Origin of the sequence: Demequina sp., from assembly GCF_049841215.1 — a bacterium.
In the GTDB taxonomy this organism is placed as follows: Bacteria; Actinomycetota; Actinomycetes; order Actinomycetales; family Demequinaceae; genus Demequina.
In genome coordinates this window covers 115,033-129,409 of the sequence record NZ_JASGEO010000011.1, presented here as the reverse complement: position 1 = coordinate 129,409, position 14,377 = coordinate 115,033, and the positions used below count along the sequence as shown (strand labels likewise).

Annotated in this window: 16 protein-coding genes; 2 read left to right on the top strand and 14 right to left on the bottom strand. The window is 67.2% G+C overall.

The window, feature by feature from the left end:
• Window position 1: 1 nt before the first annotated feature.
• Entirely contained in the window at window positions 2–1,024 is a 1,023-nt protein-coding gene (rpsB, locus tag QM618_RS05480; protein WP_428095481.1) for a 30S ribosomal protein S2, read from the bottom strand.
• 394 nt (window positions 1,025–1,418) lie between these two features.
• Between rpsB and QM618_RS05475 the strand changes: the two genes are divergently transcribed.
• Window positions 1,419–1,838 (top strand): M23 family metallopeptidase, encoded by a 420-nt coding sequence (locus QM618_RS05475; protein ID WP_428095479.1) that lies wholly within the window; start codon window positions 1,419–1,421, stop codon window positions 1,836–1,838.
• Window positions 1,839–1,842: 4 nt separating this feature from the next.
• Here QM618_RS05475 and QM618_RS05470 read toward each other — a convergent pair whose 3' ends face one another.
• The 10 genes from QM618_RS05470 to QM618_RS05425 all read right to left on the bottom strand — a co-directional run bounded on the left by QM618_RS05470 (window position 1,843) and on the right by QM618_RS05425 (window position 11,763).
• On the bottom strand, window positions 1,843–2,670 hold the full coding sequence (locus QM618_RS05470; RefSeq protein WP_428095477.1) for a FliA/WhiG family RNA polymerase sigma factor: 828 nt from the start codon (window positions 2,668–2,670) through the stop codon (window positions 1,843–1,845).
• Between the two features lie 9 nt (window positions 2,671–2,679).
• Window positions 2,680–3,612: a tyrosine recombinase XerC gene (locus tag QM618_RS05465; protein WP_428095475.1), complete on the bottom strand. Its 933-nt coding sequence runs from the start codon at window positions 3,610–3,612 to the stop codon at window positions 2,680–2,682.
• Between the two features lie 98 nt (window positions 3,613–3,710).
• Complete coding sequence (gene dprA, locus QM618_RS05460) at window positions 3,711–4,892, bottom strand: DNA-processing protein DprA (RefSeq protein ID WP_428095472.1); 1,182 nt, start codon at window positions 4,890–4,892, stop codon at window positions 3,711–3,713.
• Window positions 4,889–6,400, bottom strand: coding sequence for a YifB family Mg chelatase-like AAA ATPase (locus QM618_RS05455; protein WP_428095469.1), 1,512 nt, complete (start codon window positions 6,398–6,400; stop codon window positions 4,889–4,891). Before QM618_RS05455 ends, dprA begins: the two co-directional genes overlap by 4 nt.
• Window positions 6,397–6,753 carry a YraN family protein gene (locus QM618_RS05450; protein WP_428095467.1) on the bottom strand — a complete coding sequence of 119 codons (357 nt, stop codon included), beginning with the start codon at window positions 6,751–6,753 and terminating at the stop codon, window positions 6,397–6,399. The genes QM618_RS05455 and QM618_RS05450 overlap by 4 nt, the downstream gene beginning before the upstream one ends.
• 105 nt (window positions 6,754–6,858) lie before the next feature.
• Entirely contained in the window at window positions 6,859–8,187 is a 1,329-nt protein-coding gene (locus QM618_RS05445; protein WP_428095464.1) for an MFS transporter, read from the bottom strand.
• Window positions 8,184–8,789, bottom strand: coding sequence for an ArsR/SmtB family transcription factor (locus QM618_RS05440; RefSeq protein ID WP_428095462.1), 606 nt, complete (start codon window positions 8,787–8,789; stop codon window positions 8,184–8,186). The genes QM618_RS05445 and QM618_RS05440 overlap by 4 nt, the downstream gene beginning before the upstream one ends.
• Window positions 8,790–9,047: 258 nt before the next feature.
• The gene (locus QM618_RS05435) at window positions 9,048–10,703 is read right to left on the bottom strand and encodes an MDR family MFS transporter (protein ID WP_428095460.1); all 1,656 of its coding nucleotides are present in this window, start codon (window positions 10,701–10,703) and stop codon (window positions 9,048–9,050) included.
• A 52-nt stretch (window positions 10,704–10,755) separates the two neighbouring features.
• Complete coding sequence (locus QM618_RS05430) at window positions 10,756–11,370, bottom strand: TetR/AcrR family transcriptional regulator (protein ID WP_428095458.1); 615 nt, start codon at window positions 11,368–11,370, stop codon at window positions 10,756–10,758.
• A 66-nt stretch (window positions 11,371–11,436) separates the two neighbouring features.
• A complete protein-coding gene (locus tag QM618_RS05425) occupies window positions 11,437–11,763 on the bottom strand; it encodes a DUF2469 domain-containing protein (RefSeq protein ID WP_428095456.1) in 327 nt (108 codons plus the stop codon).
• A 49-nt stretch (window positions 11,764–11,812) separates the two neighbouring features.
• On the opposite strand from QM618_RS05425, the gene QM618_RS05420 reads away from it, so the two are divergent.
• Window positions 11,813–12,577, top strand: a complete 765-nt coding sequence (locus QM618_RS05420; RefSeq protein ID WP_428095453.1) for a hypothetical protein — start codon at window positions 11,813–11,815, stop codon at window positions 12,575–12,577.
• Here the strand turns inward: QM618_RS05420 and QM618_RS05415 are convergent.
• The 3 genes from QM618_RS05415 to rplS form a co-directional block, all read right to left on the bottom strand.
• On the bottom strand, window positions 12,559–13,206 hold the full coding sequence (locus tag QM618_RS05415; protein WP_428095451.1) for a ribonuclease HII: 648 nt from the start codon (window positions 13,204–13,206) through the stop codon (window positions 12,559–12,561). The genes QM618_RS05420 and QM618_RS05415 overlap by 19 nt on opposite strands.
• 10 nt (window positions 13,207–13,216) lie before the next feature.
• Entirely contained in the window at window positions 13,217–13,891 is a 675-nt protein-coding gene (gene lepB, locus QM618_RS05410) for a signal peptidase I (protein ID WP_428095449.1), read from the bottom strand.
• 79 nt (window positions 13,892–13,970) lie between these two features.
• Entirely contained in the window at window positions 13,971–14,318 is a 348-nt protein-coding gene (gene rplS / locus QM618_RS05405; RefSeq protein WP_428095446.1) for a 50S ribosomal protein L19, read from the bottom strand.
• Between the last annotated feature and the right edge of the window lie 59 nt (window positions 14,319–14,377).

Genomic DNA, 14,377 nt, shown 5'->3' with positions numbered 1-14,377 from the left:
CTTACTTGTCGTCGGTCTTGGCGGCCTTCGCGGCCGGCTTCTTGGCAGGCGCCTTCTTGGCGGGAGCCTCCTCAGCGGGAGTCTCCTCGACCGCAGCGGCCTCGGTGGTCTTCTTGGCGGCGGGCTTCTTGGCAGGCGCCTTCTTGGCGGGAGCCTCCTCAGCGGCGGGAGCCTCCTCGGCAACCACGGCCTCTTCGGCAACCACAGCGTCGGCCTCACCAGCAGCGTCGGCCTCAACTGCAGGCGCCTCGTTGGCAGCGGAACCAAGCAGCTCCTGCTCCCACTCTGCGAGCGGCTCTTCCTCAACGACGGCCTCGTCACCGGTCTTCGCGGTGTGGCGCAGGCGAATGCCCTCGGCCACGGCGTCGGCGATCACGCGGGTCAGCAGGCCAACGGCGCGGATCGCGTCGTCGTTGCCGGGGATGCCGTACTGGACCTCGTCGGGGTCGCAGTTGGAGTCGAGGATGCCCACGACGGGGATGCCAAGCTTCTTGGCTTCATCCACCGCAAGGTGCTCCTTGTTGGTGTCGACAACCCACACCACGGAGGGCGTGCGGGACATGTCACGGATGCCGTTGAGCGTCTTGGCGAGCTTCTCGTACTCGCGGCGCATCATGAGGAGTTCCTTCTTGGTGCGGCCAGAACCGGCTACATCGTCGAAGTCGACCTCTTCGAGCTCCTTGAGACGCGCAACGCGCTTGGAGACGGTCTGGAAGTTGGTCAGCATGCCGCCGAGCCAGCGCTCGTTCACGTAGGGCATGCCCACGCGAGCGGCCTGCTCCGCGATCTGCTCCTGCGCCTGACGCTTGGTGCCAACGAACAGCACGGTGCCGCCGTGGGCGACGGTGTCGCGCACAAACTCGTAGGCCTGGTCAATCTTGGTGAGCGACTGCTGCAGGTCAATGATGTAGATGCCGTTGCGCTCCGTGAAAATGAAGCGCTTCATCTTGGGGTTCCAGCGGCTGGTCTGGTGTCCAAAGTGGACGCCAGAGTCGAGCAGCTGACGCATGGTCACAACGGCCATGGCTCGTCCTTGTCCGCGCGCTCGCGCGCGCTAGTTTGGCGCGGGGCATGGCCCCGCTCATTCGGTTGTCGATGCCGCCGGGTGGCGGAATCCCTGGCACCACCGCGGATTGGCTCCGAGTTTCCTCGGACCTCGCCTCTCCGGCGCATTCCGTGGGGAATGCGAATGGTGCGCGATGTCACCCGGGCATGCCGGATGCGGGATCAATCGTACCTGAACGGACACCTTCCCTGCTACCCGCGTCCCCAGGCGCCCGCCCGACGCTGTCTATCCCCAGGCGCCGGGGGTCGCCGCTGCACGTGGCCGGGTTTGGCGCTTTCCTGGGTTGGTGCGAAGCCTGTGGTTGCTGTTGGCGGTGTGCGTCCTTGGTGGGACCGCGCCGGCCCCTGACACCGTGGCTGATCCGTGGCTGGCCTCCCCCGCGCCACTTCAGGTTGCCGCCGCGTTCGATCGCCCTGCTAGCGATTGGGGGCCGGGCCATCGTGGGGTCGACATCTGGCTCGGCGAAGGCGACGCGGTGCTCTCGCCTGGCGCCGGGGTGGTGACCTTCGCGGGGAGAGTCGCTGGCAGGGGCGTTGTGGTGGTGACCCACCCCAATGGGCTGCGCTCCACGCTCGAGCCGGTCACAGCGTCGGGCCGTGTTGGCGACCATGTGCGTCAAGGCGACACGGTGGGCACGCTCGAACTCGCCGGCTCGCATTGCGCGTCGCACGCGTGCCTGCATTGGGGCGTGCGGCGAGGCGAGGAGTACCTGGACCCGCTCGATGTGCTGCGCGGCTACGGCCCCATTAGGTTGTTGCCGCTGCGGGAGTAGGCGCCTATTCGAAGGCGCCGGTCTTCACCAGGCTCTCGCGCAGCTTCTTGACGGCGGCGGAGTGAATCTGCGAAACGCGAGACTCGGTGACGCCAAGAATCTGGCCGATCTGCGCGAGGGTGAGGTTCTCGTAGTAGTAGAGGCGCAGCACTTCTTGTTCGCGGTCGCGCACCTGTTGCACGGCGCTCGCGAGGAGTTCGCGACGCTCGGTGGCCTCCACGGAGTTCGCAGCACCGGGCACGGACAGCGACATGAGGGTCTCGATCTGGCTCGTCTCGGGATCGGCACCGCCAAGCGCGTCGAGCGCGCCGACGTGGCTCAGCGCCACCTGCGCGCGCACGGTGCGGACCTCCATCGTTGCCCAGCCAAGCTGGCCGGCAACGTCTTCATCGGTGACCTGCCGCATGAGCTCCTGCTCGAGCGAACGCGTTGCCTGCTCCACCACGCGCGCCTTGGAGCGCACAGAACGCGGCACCCAGTCGGCGGCGCGAAGCTCGTCGATGATGGCCCCGCGAATGCGGGTGGAGGCGTAGGTCTCGAACTTGAAGCCACGCTCGGGCTCGAAGCGCTCCACGGCATCGATGAGGCCAAACATTCCGTAGGAGACCAGGTCGCCAAGTTCTACCGTGTCCGGCAAGCGGCCGACCATGCGCACGGCCACCTGGTTCACGAGGGGCGCGTAGTGGGTGATGAGAGCCTCGCGCGCCTGGGCGCGCGCGGCACGGCGATTGCCGCCGAGCGCCTTCCACAACCCCGCAAGCTCGGCGGTGGGGTCAACGGCGACCACCTCGTCGGTCTCTTGTGCACTCAGCACGGCGTTTAGCTCGGACATGGTTCTCCCTCAGGCTCGCGGGTGGGCCAACTGGTAGGTCGCCCGCAGACGTTCGGCGGACACGTGGGTGTAGCGCTGGGTGGTGGTGAGGCTCGCGTGGCCAAGCACTTCTTGGACAGAGCGAAGATCGGATCCCCCGGTGAGGAGGTGCGTTGCCGCGGTGTGGCGAAGGCCGTGGGGAGCGATGTCGTCGACCCCTGCCAGCTGGCACAGTCCGTGGATGGCCGCGCGCACCTGGCGCTGGTCAACGCGCCTACCGCGCTGGCCTAGGAAGAGGGCGCCGTCGGTGTCAGGCCGCACGAGCAGCGGACGGCCCGACTCGAGCCACTGCGTAATCGCACGCTTCGCCGGCACGCCGAACGGCACCACACGCTCCTTGGCACCCTTACCGAGCACGCGGACGAGCCGCTGCTCGAGGTCCACATCGCGAATGTCGAGGCCAGCGAGCTCGCCAACGCGCATTCCCGTGGCGTACAGGAGTTCGGCGACGGCCCAGTCGCGGACGTGGATGGCGTTGCCATCGTCACAGCGGCGCTCCGCCACCTCCAGCAGGGTGCCCACGTCATCGGCGGAGATCACCGTGGGAACCGTCACGGACGGCCGCGCGGAAGCAAGGCGTAAGGCGGGGTTGGAGTCCACACGTCCCGCATCCGCGGCCCACATGTAGAACGCCCTGCACGCCGCTCCCCTGCGGGCAAGCGTGGTGCGAGACAGACCATCGGTGGACATGGCCGCGAGCCATGAGCGCAGATCGCCGAGCGTGGCGCCCTCGAGAGCCTCGTCGATGTCTACGGACTCGCCCGAGACCGCCGCGACAAAGGCCGCGAGGTGCATCAGATCGCCGTGGTAGGCGCGCACCGTGTTCTCCGAAAGCCCGCGCTGATGGCGCAGGTAGCGCTCGAAGTCAGCGAGCAGGCTGCTCGACATCACCGCAGTTGGCATGCGCACAATCTGGCACTGTCACACCTGTCACCGCAATACCTTCAGTCACTTTTGTCACATGATTCACATCAGTAACGCGATTTCTGGGGTATTTTGTCCTAGTTTTGGGTAGTTTCCCGCCTGCGCCACACGCCGTCGGTGGCCCTGGCCTTCCCCGCCAACTCGAGCCCCATGAGGGCCGCGAACGTCTCCGCGATGGCAAGCCCCGCCCCTCTCGCGACGTCTTCGACGCGCGATCCGCGCCGCGCAATGGCGTCGAATGCAGCCCGCTCCGCGGCAGAGCCAAAGCCGTCACCGCTGCCCTCGTCTGCGTCCGGCCCAATGGGGCCCGCGAGCTCGAGCACCTCCCTCGCCTGGGTCACGAGCACCGCAAGCCCGTCCCGGATGAGGCGATGACAGCCACCTGATGCCACCGACGTCACCGGCCCTGGAACGGCCGCAACGGGGCGCGCCAGCGCGAGAGCGTGATTGACAGTGTTCAGCGCGCCCGAGCGCGTGGCCGCCTCCACGACGCAGGTGGCCGCGGCGGCGGCAATGAGGCGGTTCCGCGCGAGAAACCGTGAGCGGTGCGGCGCGTAACCAATCGGAACCTCACTCACCACAACTCCGCCGTCCATCACCTGCGTCAAGAGGTCGTGATGGCCAGCGGGATATAAGCGATCCACACCGCCCGCCATCACCGCCACGGACGGCGTTGGCCCCGTGAGCGCCGCGCGATGCGCGGCAGCGTCGATTCCATACGCCCCACCGGAAACGACGCACCAGCCCGCGTCAGAGAGGCCCCCGGCGATGTCAGCGGCCACGTGTTCGCCGTAGGCCGTGGCCGCCCGCGACCCCACCACTGCCACGGCGCGGTCCATAAGGAGACAAAGGTCGCCGTCGCCTCGCACCCACAACGCGTAGGGAGCCCTGGACTCGAGGTCATCAAGAACTGTTGGCCACTCAGCATCGAGCCGCGTCACGAGGCGCGCGCCCACCGCGTGGGCGCGCGCCATCTCCCCCGCCGGATCCACCTCACCCAAGCGCCGCAACCACCGTTCGGCCGCGGCCACCGCCTTGTCGATCGTCTTTGGCGGCGCGAGCGGCGCGAGGCGCACCGTTGCCGCCACGGGATCCTTCGCCGCGTCTATCAGCCATGCGAGCGCCGCGCTCGCTCCCAGCTCATCCACGAGCCATGCAGCGGCCTCGTCATATCCCTCCGCGAGCACGCTCCACGCTATGAGCGCCTGGCGGTCGTCGCCAGAGAGCGCCACATCCACAGCCGCGCTGCGCCCGGTCACTGCCCGCTCCTGTTCCGCAGGCTAAGTGCCTGCAACACATCGCCGACGTCCGGACCCTTCGCTCCCTTGAGGTCCGCGATGGACCAGGCCACACGCAGCGCCCTGTCGAACCCGCGCGCGGAGATCTCCCCCGTGTCCAGCGTGCGTTGCCCCTGCTCAAGTGCCTTTCCGGGCGTGTGTGCCCGCAACCAGCGGGGACTCACCTGTGAGTTGAGCGACCACCCCGTGCCGATGAGCCGCGCCCGCGCCGCTGCCCGCGCGCTCTCGACTCGGGCGGCAACGTCCGCCGTGGTCTCTCCCTCCGTCGCGCCCCTCCTCACTGGGGCCACATCGATGCGAATGTCGATGCGATCGAGCAGGGGGCCCGACAGCCGGGCAAAGTAGCGGCGTTGCTGGAGCGGAGAGCACGTGCACTCCATGCCGCGAACGCCCTTGTTCCCGCAAGGACACGGGTTTGCGGCGAGCACAAGTTGGAAGCGCGCGGGATAGCGCGCAGCGCCGTGCGCGCGGTGCAACACGATCTCTCCAGACTCGAGCGGTTGGCGCAGGGTATCGAGCACGCGAGCAGGGAACTCGGGAGCCTCGTCCAACAGCAAGACTCCGGCGTGCGCCCTGCTGATCGCCCCTGGCCGCGCAAGCATCGATCCACCGCCCACGATCGCGGGCGCCGAGGCCGAGTGGTGTGGCGCCTCAAACGGCGGCCTGCTCATCAGGCCGCCCTGCGGATCGAACGTGCCGCACAGCGAGTGCACACTCGTGACCGTCACGGCGTCCTCCACGGAGAGATCGGGAAGAAGTCCCGTCATCCGGTTGGCAAGCATCGTCTTGCCGGCTCCGGGCGGCCCAACCATGAGCAAGTGATGACCACCCGCCGCGGCCACCTCGAGCGCGGATCGCGCTCCCTCCTGCCCGCGCACGTCGCTGAGGTCCCCTATCGGCGCCGCCGCCGCTGGGGTAACCATCGCAACGCCGCCCGACGCTGGGGCCGGGATCGCGTGCTCGTTGCCTAGCAGTTGCGCGAGCTCCCCGAGCGAGGCAACAGCGGTCACGCGCGCGCCCTCGACGAGGCGCGCCTCGGCTCCGTTGGCTGCGGGAACCACCACATGGGGCAGCCCCGCCGCCACCGCGGCCGCCACCGCGGGAAGTACACCCCTCACCGAGCGCACGGCGCCATCCAGCCCCAACTCACCCAAATACACGGCGCGGCTCGCACGCTTGGCGTCAACCTGCCCCGCTGCGGCAAGCACCGCCACCGCGATCGCCAGATCCGTGCCAGAGCCCGTCTTTGGCAGCGAGGCCGGCGAGAGATTGACCGTGATCCGCCGCACGGGCCACTCCAGCCCTGAGGAGGCCACCGCCGCCCTGACGCGGTCGCGAGATTCCTGAAGCGAAGCGTCGGGCAGGCCAACGATCGTGAAAGCGGGCAACGCAGCCGCAAGGTGTGCCTCAACGTCGACGACATGACCAGACAGGCCCGCGAGCGCTATCGCCCGCGCCCTGCCGATCACTCGACACCCCGCAAGTGCTCCACGATTGCCGCACCCGCGGCAGGCAGCGTCACCGCACACACATCGATGCGCACCTCGCGGAAATGCCGCTCTTGCGCGGACAGCCACGCGGCGACGAGACGCCGGAGGCGATAGAGCTTCTCCCGCGTCACCGCTTCTTGAGGCGAACCGAAGGCGGCACTTCGACGGGTCTTGACTTCAACCGCCACGAGGCAGTCGCCATCGAGCGCCACAATGTCCAGTTCGCCCTGATCGCATCGCCAATTGCGCTCGAGCACGCGCCACCCTGCCTCCTCGAGCCGACGCGCCACGAGATTCTCCCCGTGCCGCCCCACCACGTCCTTCGTAGCCATCGCCACCTCCCAAGCCCCAAGCGTGAGGGGTGGCGGGGAAAGCGGTGAGGGCGCTACCCCCGATCTGGGGATAGCGCCCTCTTGCGGACAATCTGGGGACGCAGGTTAGGGAACGGGAGACTCAACCACTGTGCCTGACTCAACCACTGTGCCTGACTCGACCACAGCGTCGGCCCCTTCAACGGGCCCGGGCTCCGTGGCCTCCTCTGCAGGGAAGTGCCGATCCGCCTGCAGCAGCAGCTTGGCACCCGCGAGCGCCACGATCACCGAGATCCCGCCACCGATGAGGTACGGCAGCTGCAGATCCACCGTGGCGATCCAGCCGCCCGCGAGCGTGGCGATCGGCATGAGGAACCACGCGAAGGTGCGGATCGCGCCGATCGCGCGGCCAAGCATGTGCCCAGGAATGATCGCCTGGCGCAGCGACCCCCACGGCACGTTCCACATGGACACACCGGCGGCACCAAAGCCATAGGCGACCGTTGCGAGCCACGCGTTGGGCGCGAGGCCCACGCCAACCAGGCCCACCCCGCCAATCACCGTTGCCCACAACATCGTGTGGCCGCGCCCAAACCTGCGCACGGCAACTCCAGCGAGCAGGGAACCGGCGACACCGCCCACCCCGATGCCAGCTGTCACCACACCGAACAGCGCTGGCGTCACCTCGAAGCGGTCAAGGAAGAGCAGCGCCGTGATCGCCTGAGCGAGCGCAAACGCCGTGCCGACCGCGGTGGTGAAGAACACGAGCGCGCGCAAGTAACGGTGGTGCCACACGAAGCCGATGGCCTCCTTGAGCGGCACCGCGGCCACGAGCTCGCCATCGGCGTGCCTCGCGCGCGCGGCGGCCACGGGCAGCGTGAGCACCAGCAACGCGGCGACGAAGTAGCCGGCACCGCCCACGATCATCGGCAGGATCACCGCGATCGAGTACAGCAGTCCCGAGATGGGAGTGGCCACGAACATGTCCACGCCCACTTGGGCCGCCTGAATGAGGCCGTTCGCCTTGTCGAGGCCGCCCTTCTTCACGAGCGACGGGGTGATTGCGGTGGTCGCGTTGTCGAACAGGGTCTCGCCAAGGCCAAAGATCACGGTCGCCACGGCGAGCACCGCGATCGTGAGATTGTCGCTCGCGATGAACAGGGCGACCCCTGCGGCGGCGAGCAGGCGTGCCGCGTTGGCGATGGCCATCGCGTAGCGCCGATCGATGCGGTCCACGATCATGCCGGCCGGCACGCCAAAGAGCAGCCACGGCACGTACATGAGCGCCGTGAGCAGCGCGATGGCCATGGGGTCTTTGGTGAGGGCAACGGCGGCGAGCGGGATCGCGATGCGAGCGATGCCGTCGGCCAGGTTTGACGTCATGGCGGCGCCCCACAGACGGCCAAAGGCACCGCCCAAGCCGCTGCCCTGCTCTGGTGTTGGTTCTGCGCTCATGATTCCTCCGGGTGGGTTGGGGCGCCGATGACTGGGAAGGCGTTGAAGTGAAGGACGACGGGGCGGGCGCCTTCCGGGTCCTCGCGGTCGCGATAGCGGTCGAGCGCCGCGTCGATCGCCCCCGCGATCTCCTCGGTGACGGTCGCGAGTTCTTGGGCGGTCAGGGTGGTGCGGGCGGACATGAGGGCCGACGCTGCGACCCATTCGGAGCCCATCTCGCGTTGGCCGCGGCGAAGGAAGGCGTCCACGTGGCGATAGCGCTGCTCCACCATTTGGCGCACTACGAGGGTTCCGGCCTCTGCCTCCGCGCTGCCCTCCTCGAAGTCCGTGGGGTTCATGGTGACGCCACCCTTCGGCACGCGCCAATAGCGTTCCTTGGCGTTGCCGCGATCGGGGTCTTCCTCGATGAAGTGGTGGCGCGCGAGCTGGCGCAGGTGATAGCTCGTGGCGCCAGAGGACTCCCCCAACGCCTCGGCGAGCTGGCTCGCCGTGGCCGGACCAAACATGATGAGACGGTCAAAGAGATCGACGCGCAAGGGGTGCGCTAGGGCCTTCAGGGAGGCCGCGTCGATGATCCGCTCTGGGCCTTCTGCTTCGCTCATGGCACGAAAGTAGCATCGCAAAGATTACTTTGCAATACTTTCTTTGCGATTCTTGCGACCCCCGTGATTCTTGCGCACCTTCCGACGAGCACGGCTCCCCTGCCGACACCCGCAACAGCCGCGACCACTCAGCGGCCCTTCTCCCCCAGTTGCGGCCTTGGAAGGGCCCGAGAGTGGTCAGGGGTGTTACGCGCGTTGCGTCAACGCAGAGCAGCCCCCAGAAGTCGTCGCTTCTGGGGGCCGCTCGAGTTCGGCGAACTACTGCTTGGTGCGCGTGGCGTTGGCGACCGTTGTGCCAGTCACGGCGCCGACCGTCGCGAGCTCATGTGTCGAGCGCTCGGCCTCCGCCAGTTCAGCGCTCTCGATGCCAACTGCCTCAATCAGGCCCTCGCCCTCATCGATCGTGGTCTTGAGCGGCACCTCGCGAACGAAGAACAGCAGCACAAAGGCGACCACCGCGAGCGGCAGCATGACGAGGAACACCGGGGCCAGCGCGTCGTTGAACGAGCCAACGACGATTTCCTGGACGGCCGCGGGAAGCTCCTGAACGGCGCCGGGTGTCAAGGCGTTGAGGTCTCCCGCTCCCCCGCCAGCGCCACCCATCGCGCCAAGGCGCTCCGTGAGCAGGTCAACAAGGCGAGCGGTGAACAACGAGCCCACCACGCCGGCGCCGAGCGAGGCGCCGATCTGACGGAAGTAGTTGTTCGAGGCCGTTGCCGTGCCCACCATCTTGATGGGGAACGAGTTCTGCACCACGAGCACCAGGATCTGCATGGACATACCAAGCCCGATGCCCATCACGGCAAGGTACGAGCACACCACCCAAATGGGCTGCGTTGCACTCAGCGTCGACAGCAGGCCAAGGCTCACGGCCACAAGCGCGGTGCCGATGATTGGCAGCGCCTTGTAGCGGCCGGTGCGCGTGACCAACTGACCGGAAATGATCGAGGTGATGAGCAGGCCACCCATCATCGGGATCATGAGGAACCCGGCGTGCGTGGGGTCAACTCCCGCAACCATCTGCAAGTAGGTGGGCATGTAGCTGATGGCACCGAACATCGCGACACCGATGAGCAGGCCCGCCACGGTGACCACGTTGAAGTTGCGGTCGCTGAAGAGCGTGAGCGGCATGACGGGCTCTGCGGCCCTGCGCTCCACCATCACGAAGCCGAGTGCTCCCACCGCGGAGAAGGCGAGCAGGCCGATGATCACCGGCGACGTCCAGTCATAGGTGTGACCGGCCCACACCGACACGAGCACGATCGCCGTGGAGACGGCGGCAAGTAGCGTCATGCCCGCCACGTCCACCGGCCGCTTCTCGCGCTCGCGGTGCGGAAGGTGCAGGAATAGCAGCGCGGAGACGATCGCGATGATGCCAAGCGGGATGTTGACCCACATGCACCAGCGCCAGCCGAGTGACTCGGTGAACCAGCCGCCAAGCAGCGGCCCGGCCACGGACGAGAACGCGAAGACGCCGCCCATGATGCCCACGTAGCGCCCACGCTCGCGGGCGGGAACTACCTCGGCGATGATCGCCGTCGACAGGATCATGAGGCCACCGCCGCCGAGGCCCTGGATGGCGCGGCCGATGATGAGCTCCGTCATCCCGTTCGCAAGACCACCAACAACGGAGCCGGCCATGAACAGGCCGATCGCAGTGATGAGCAGTCCCTTGCGGCCGATGAGGTCGCCCGCTTTGCCGTAGAGCGGCATGACGATCGTCGACGCGAGGATGTACGCGGTGGTGACCCACAACATGTGGTCAACGCCGTCGAGTTCGCCCACGATCGTGGGCAGCGCGATCGAGAAGATCGTGCCGCTCAGCGATGCCAGCAGCATCGCGGTAATGAGGCCCACGAAGATCAGCACGATGTGCTGCTGCTTCTCGGGCGCCTTGAATGATGGCATGGACATGGGGTGTTGTCCTTCTACTTTCACTACTGCCCGACGGTGGCCGGGGCTTGGTCTAGATAAGTCGCCTCAAGCGCTCAATGGCTTGGGGAATGAGGTGTGCGGGGTCCGCGGTGCCGTCGGATTCGATCCAGCGGTTCGCCACGACCTGCACCACGCCGAGGGCCGTGGCAACCACCACGGTGGCCTCGTCCTCGACCTCGGCGTCGGACGCCGTTGGCTGTTCGCGTCGAATGCGTTCGCGGATGATCTTGACGTACTCGTCGCGCGTGGCGATGCCGCGCGCAAACGATTGACTCGCGAGCGCGGGCTCACGAAAGAACAATTCACGGCGCAGGCGAATGAGCCGCAGGTCGGGCTCGCGAGAGAGCGCCGCGTCCATGAGCATCTGGATGAAGCCCTCGAACACGGGCTCGTTGCCCTCGATGTACTGCGTGATCGCCTCGGGAGTGGGCACGGGCTTGCCCGTGCCGAGCAGCGCGGCCTCTCGCGAACCGAAGTAGTTGAAGAACGTGCGCGCAGATACCTCGCTCAGCGCACAGATCTGGTCAACCGTGATGTTCTCGGATCCGTATTGGAGAGCGAGTTCAATCGCGGCCGTCTCCATGCGAATGCGGGTGCGTTCGCGCTTGGCCTCCCGGCCGGTCTGCTCGCGCACGTCAGTTTGCATAATCTGCATTTTTGCAGACTCTGCAAATATTGTCAATCGTTTTCGGGACCTAGGTCCCTGCCACTCCTACCGCGAGCGCAACTGCCTGATGTCCGGCATCGAATCCGGATCGTGCGCGAGCTCCTCGATGTTGACGTCCTTGAAGGTCACCACTCGCACGTTCTTCACGAGCCGAGCAGAGCGGTAAACATCCCACACCCACGCGTCCGCCATGGTCACCTCGAAGTAGATGTCTCCCCCACTCGCGCGCACCTGCAGGTCCACCTTGTTCGCCAGATAGAACCGCCGCTCCGTCTCCACGACGTACTGGAACAAGCCCACCACGTCCCGGTACTCGCGGTAGAGGGCCAGCTCGGCCTCTGTCTCGTAGTTCTCAAGGTCTTCGCTGCTCACGGTTCCATCCTAAGCAGGCGGTGGCACGGTGCTGTGGCAAGGTCGTCTCATGGCGCACGACTTCACACAATGGCGCGACTCTGTAGTCGCCTCCCTCAGCAGCCGCGACGATGTCGTTGGCATCGCGGGTCTCGGCTCTACGGCCGCGACCACGCGAGCGGATGAGTGGTCGGATCTGGACCTCTTCATCATGGTCGCCCCCGGTGCCCACGACCGCTACCGCCACCACGTCGATTGGCTCCCCAACGCCGACGACGTGGTGCTCCACCTCGTGGAATGGCATGGCGGCGGCAAGGTGCTCTTCCGCGATGGGCGCTTCATCGAGTGGGGCGTCGGCACTCCGGACGAGGTGGCCACGTGGGTCGCCGGAGAAGGCACGGTGCTCCTTGACCGTGGCGGCGCGGCGCAGGCGCTCGCGCGCGCCCAGGCCACGCCGTTCCCGGTTAACGCCATCAGCCTGCCCGACGCTCTGGCCGCCTTCGTCTTCTCGCTTCACTTGGGAGTGGCGAGGGTTCGCAGGGGCGAGATCGTGAGCGGCGGCGAGATCGTTCGCTCGGAGGCTGTAGCGGCGCTGCTTAGGGCGGCCCGCGCCGGGCTGACGCCCTCGGACCCTGGCGCTGTTGACGCCATCGACGTGCGCAGACGCGTGGAGCGCGCGTTCCCGGACCTTGCAGAAGGCATCGCTGCGGCGGTGTCCCAAGACCCGGAACCGGCCGCGCGCGCCCTGCTGGCCCTCGCGAGCGCACAGTTTCGTGACGCCATCCCGGCCGACGCAGTGGCCGCTCTCAGCGACCGCTACGGCTGGAGTTCGTGAGCCGGAAGCGACCACGACACGCGGTGCAGCGGCGTGGGACCAAGGCGTCGAATCGCGTCGAGATGGCCCGCGGCGCCGTAGCCCTTGTTGCCGTCCCACCCGTACTCGGGGTGGTCCGCGTGTGCCGAGCGCATGAGTGCATCCCGCTCCACCTTGGCCAGCACCGACGCGGCCGCAATCGACGCGCACAGCCCATCACCCTTGATCACCATCGTCACGGGCGGAGTGGGCTCAGGATCCGGGTCCAGCAGCGTGGGTTCGCGCGTGAGCCAGTCGTGCTTGCCATCGAGGAGCACCGCATCGACGGCGCCCACCGCGGACAGCGCGCGACGCGCCGCGAGCCTGAGTGCGCCGATGATGCCAAGCCCATCAATCTCGGAAGGCGAGGCATGCCCAACGGCACGTGCCACGCCAAACTGCTCCAGCGTCGGGCAGAGGGCCTCACGCCTCGCGCGCGTGAGCTCTTTGGAATCCGCAAGGCCATCCGGCCAGGTGTCGCACACGGTGACCGCGACCACGCCAACCGATACCGGGCCGGCGAGAGCGCCGCGACCCACCTCGTCGATGCCCGCGACCACGACGTGGCCCGCGTCCCACAGGGAGCGCTCGTAGGTGAGCGAGACGGTCACGCAGCGACCGTCACGAGGAGGCGGAGGGAACCGGAGCCTGCGTCGCGAGATCGTCCTCGGAGACCGCGTCATCGCCCCAGGGGTTACCCAAACCGGTGAAGTGGTCGAGGGGCCAGACGAGCGCAAATGCCGCGCCAACCACGTTGTCCCTGGGAATGGTGCCGCCACCAGGAAGGCCCATGTGCAAGCGGGAGTCCGCAGAGTTATCGCGGTTGTCACCCATGACCCACAGGCGGTCCGCGGGAACGGTCACGGAGAAGGTCTTTCCGCACGGGCGCGCGCCAGGAGCGATGTAGTCCTCGGTGATCTCCTCACCGTTGACCTTGACCTTGCCCTCGGGGTCGTCGCACTCCACGTGGTCGCCAGGCAGGCCGATGATGCGCTTCACGAGGTGTTCGCCCGCGTCTTCGGGCAGCAGGCCGGTGAAGGTGAGCAGTTCCTTGCCGATATGACGCAGGCCGCTCGAGTTCTCTGGCTCATGGTCGAGCCAGCTACCCGGGTCTTTGAACACCACGATGTCTCCGCGACGCAGCGGCAGCGGATCGGGGCGCCACTTGGTGACGAGGATGCGGTCACCGTAGACAAGGGTGGGCTCCATAGAGCCGGAAGGAATCCAGAAGGACTGGAAGAAGAACGTCTTGATCAGGAAGGACAGCACCAGTGCGCTGATTACAACGATCAGCACTTCCTTGGCGTACCCCCACAGGCGACGCCCGGCGGAAACCTCTGCGGTCTCCGCCGGAGCGTCAGCTTCTGTGCTGATGTCAGTTCTCGCGCTTCTCGCGGATGCGAGCAGCCTTACCGCGCAGACCGCGCAGGTAGTAGAGCTTGGCGCGGCGCACGTCACCGCGGCTCACGAGCTCAATGTGGTCGATGGTGGGGGCGTGCACGGGGAACGTGCGCTCCACACCAACACCGAACGAAATCTTGCGCACCGTGAAGGTGGCGCCGATGCCCTGGCCCTGGCGAGCGATCACAACGCCCTGGAAGACCTGGATACGAGAGCGGGTTCCCTCGATGACCTTCACGTGCACCTTGACGGTGTCGCCGGCACGGAAGTCGGGGATGTCGTCGCGGAGCTGGCCCGCGGTAATGCTGTCAAGCTTCTGCATGACGGTTACTCCTCGCACACGCCACAGGTCCTGCACGGCTCTGCCCTAAGGCTTCGGTA

What these genes read in the sequence shown, in the direction of transcription:
- rpsB (WP_428095481.1), bottom strand. Translation starts at nt 1,024, where the DNA reads ATGGCCGTTGTGACCATGCGTCAGCTGCTCGACTCTGGCGTCCACTTT.
- QM618_RS05470 (WP_428095477.1), bottom strand. Translation starts at nt 2,670, where the DNA reads ATGTCCGAGCTAAACGCCGTGCTGAGTGCACAAGAGACCGACGAGGTG.
- QM618_RS05465 (WP_428095475.1), bottom strand. Translation starts at nt 3,612, where the DNA reads ATGCCAACTGCGGTGATGTCGAGCAGCCTGCTCGCTGACTTCGAGCGC.
- QM618_RS05450 (WP_428095467.1), bottom strand. Translation starts at nt 6,753, where the DNA reads ATGGCTACGAAGGACGTGGTGGGGCGGCACGGGGAGAATCTCGTGGCG.
- QM618_RS05445 (WP_428095464.1), bottom strand. Translation starts at nt 8,187, where the DNA reads ATGAGCGCAGAACCAACACCAGAGCAGGGCAGCGGCTTGGGCGGTGCC.
- QM618_RS05440 (WP_428095462.1), bottom strand. Translation starts at nt 8,789, where the DNA reads ATGAGCGAAGCAGAAGGCCCAGAGCGGATCATCGACGCGGCCTCCCTG.
- QM618_RS05435 (WP_428095460.1), bottom strand. Translation starts at nt 10,703, where the DNA reads ATGTCCATGCCATCATTCAAGGCGCCCGAGAAGCAGCAGCACATCGTG.
- QM618_RS05430 (WP_428095458.1), bottom strand. Translation starts at nt 11,370, where the DNA reads ATGCAAACTGACGTGCGCGAGCAGACCGGCCGGGAGGCCAAGCGCGAA.
- QM618_RS05420 (WP_428095453.1), top strand. Translation starts at nt 11,813, where the DNA reads ATGGCGCACGACTTCACACAATGGCGCGACTCTGTAGTCGCCTCCCTC.
- rplS (WP_428095446.1), bottom strand. Translation starts at nt 14,318, where the DNA reads ATGCAGAAGCTTGACAGCATTACCGCGGGCCAGCTCCGCGACGACATC.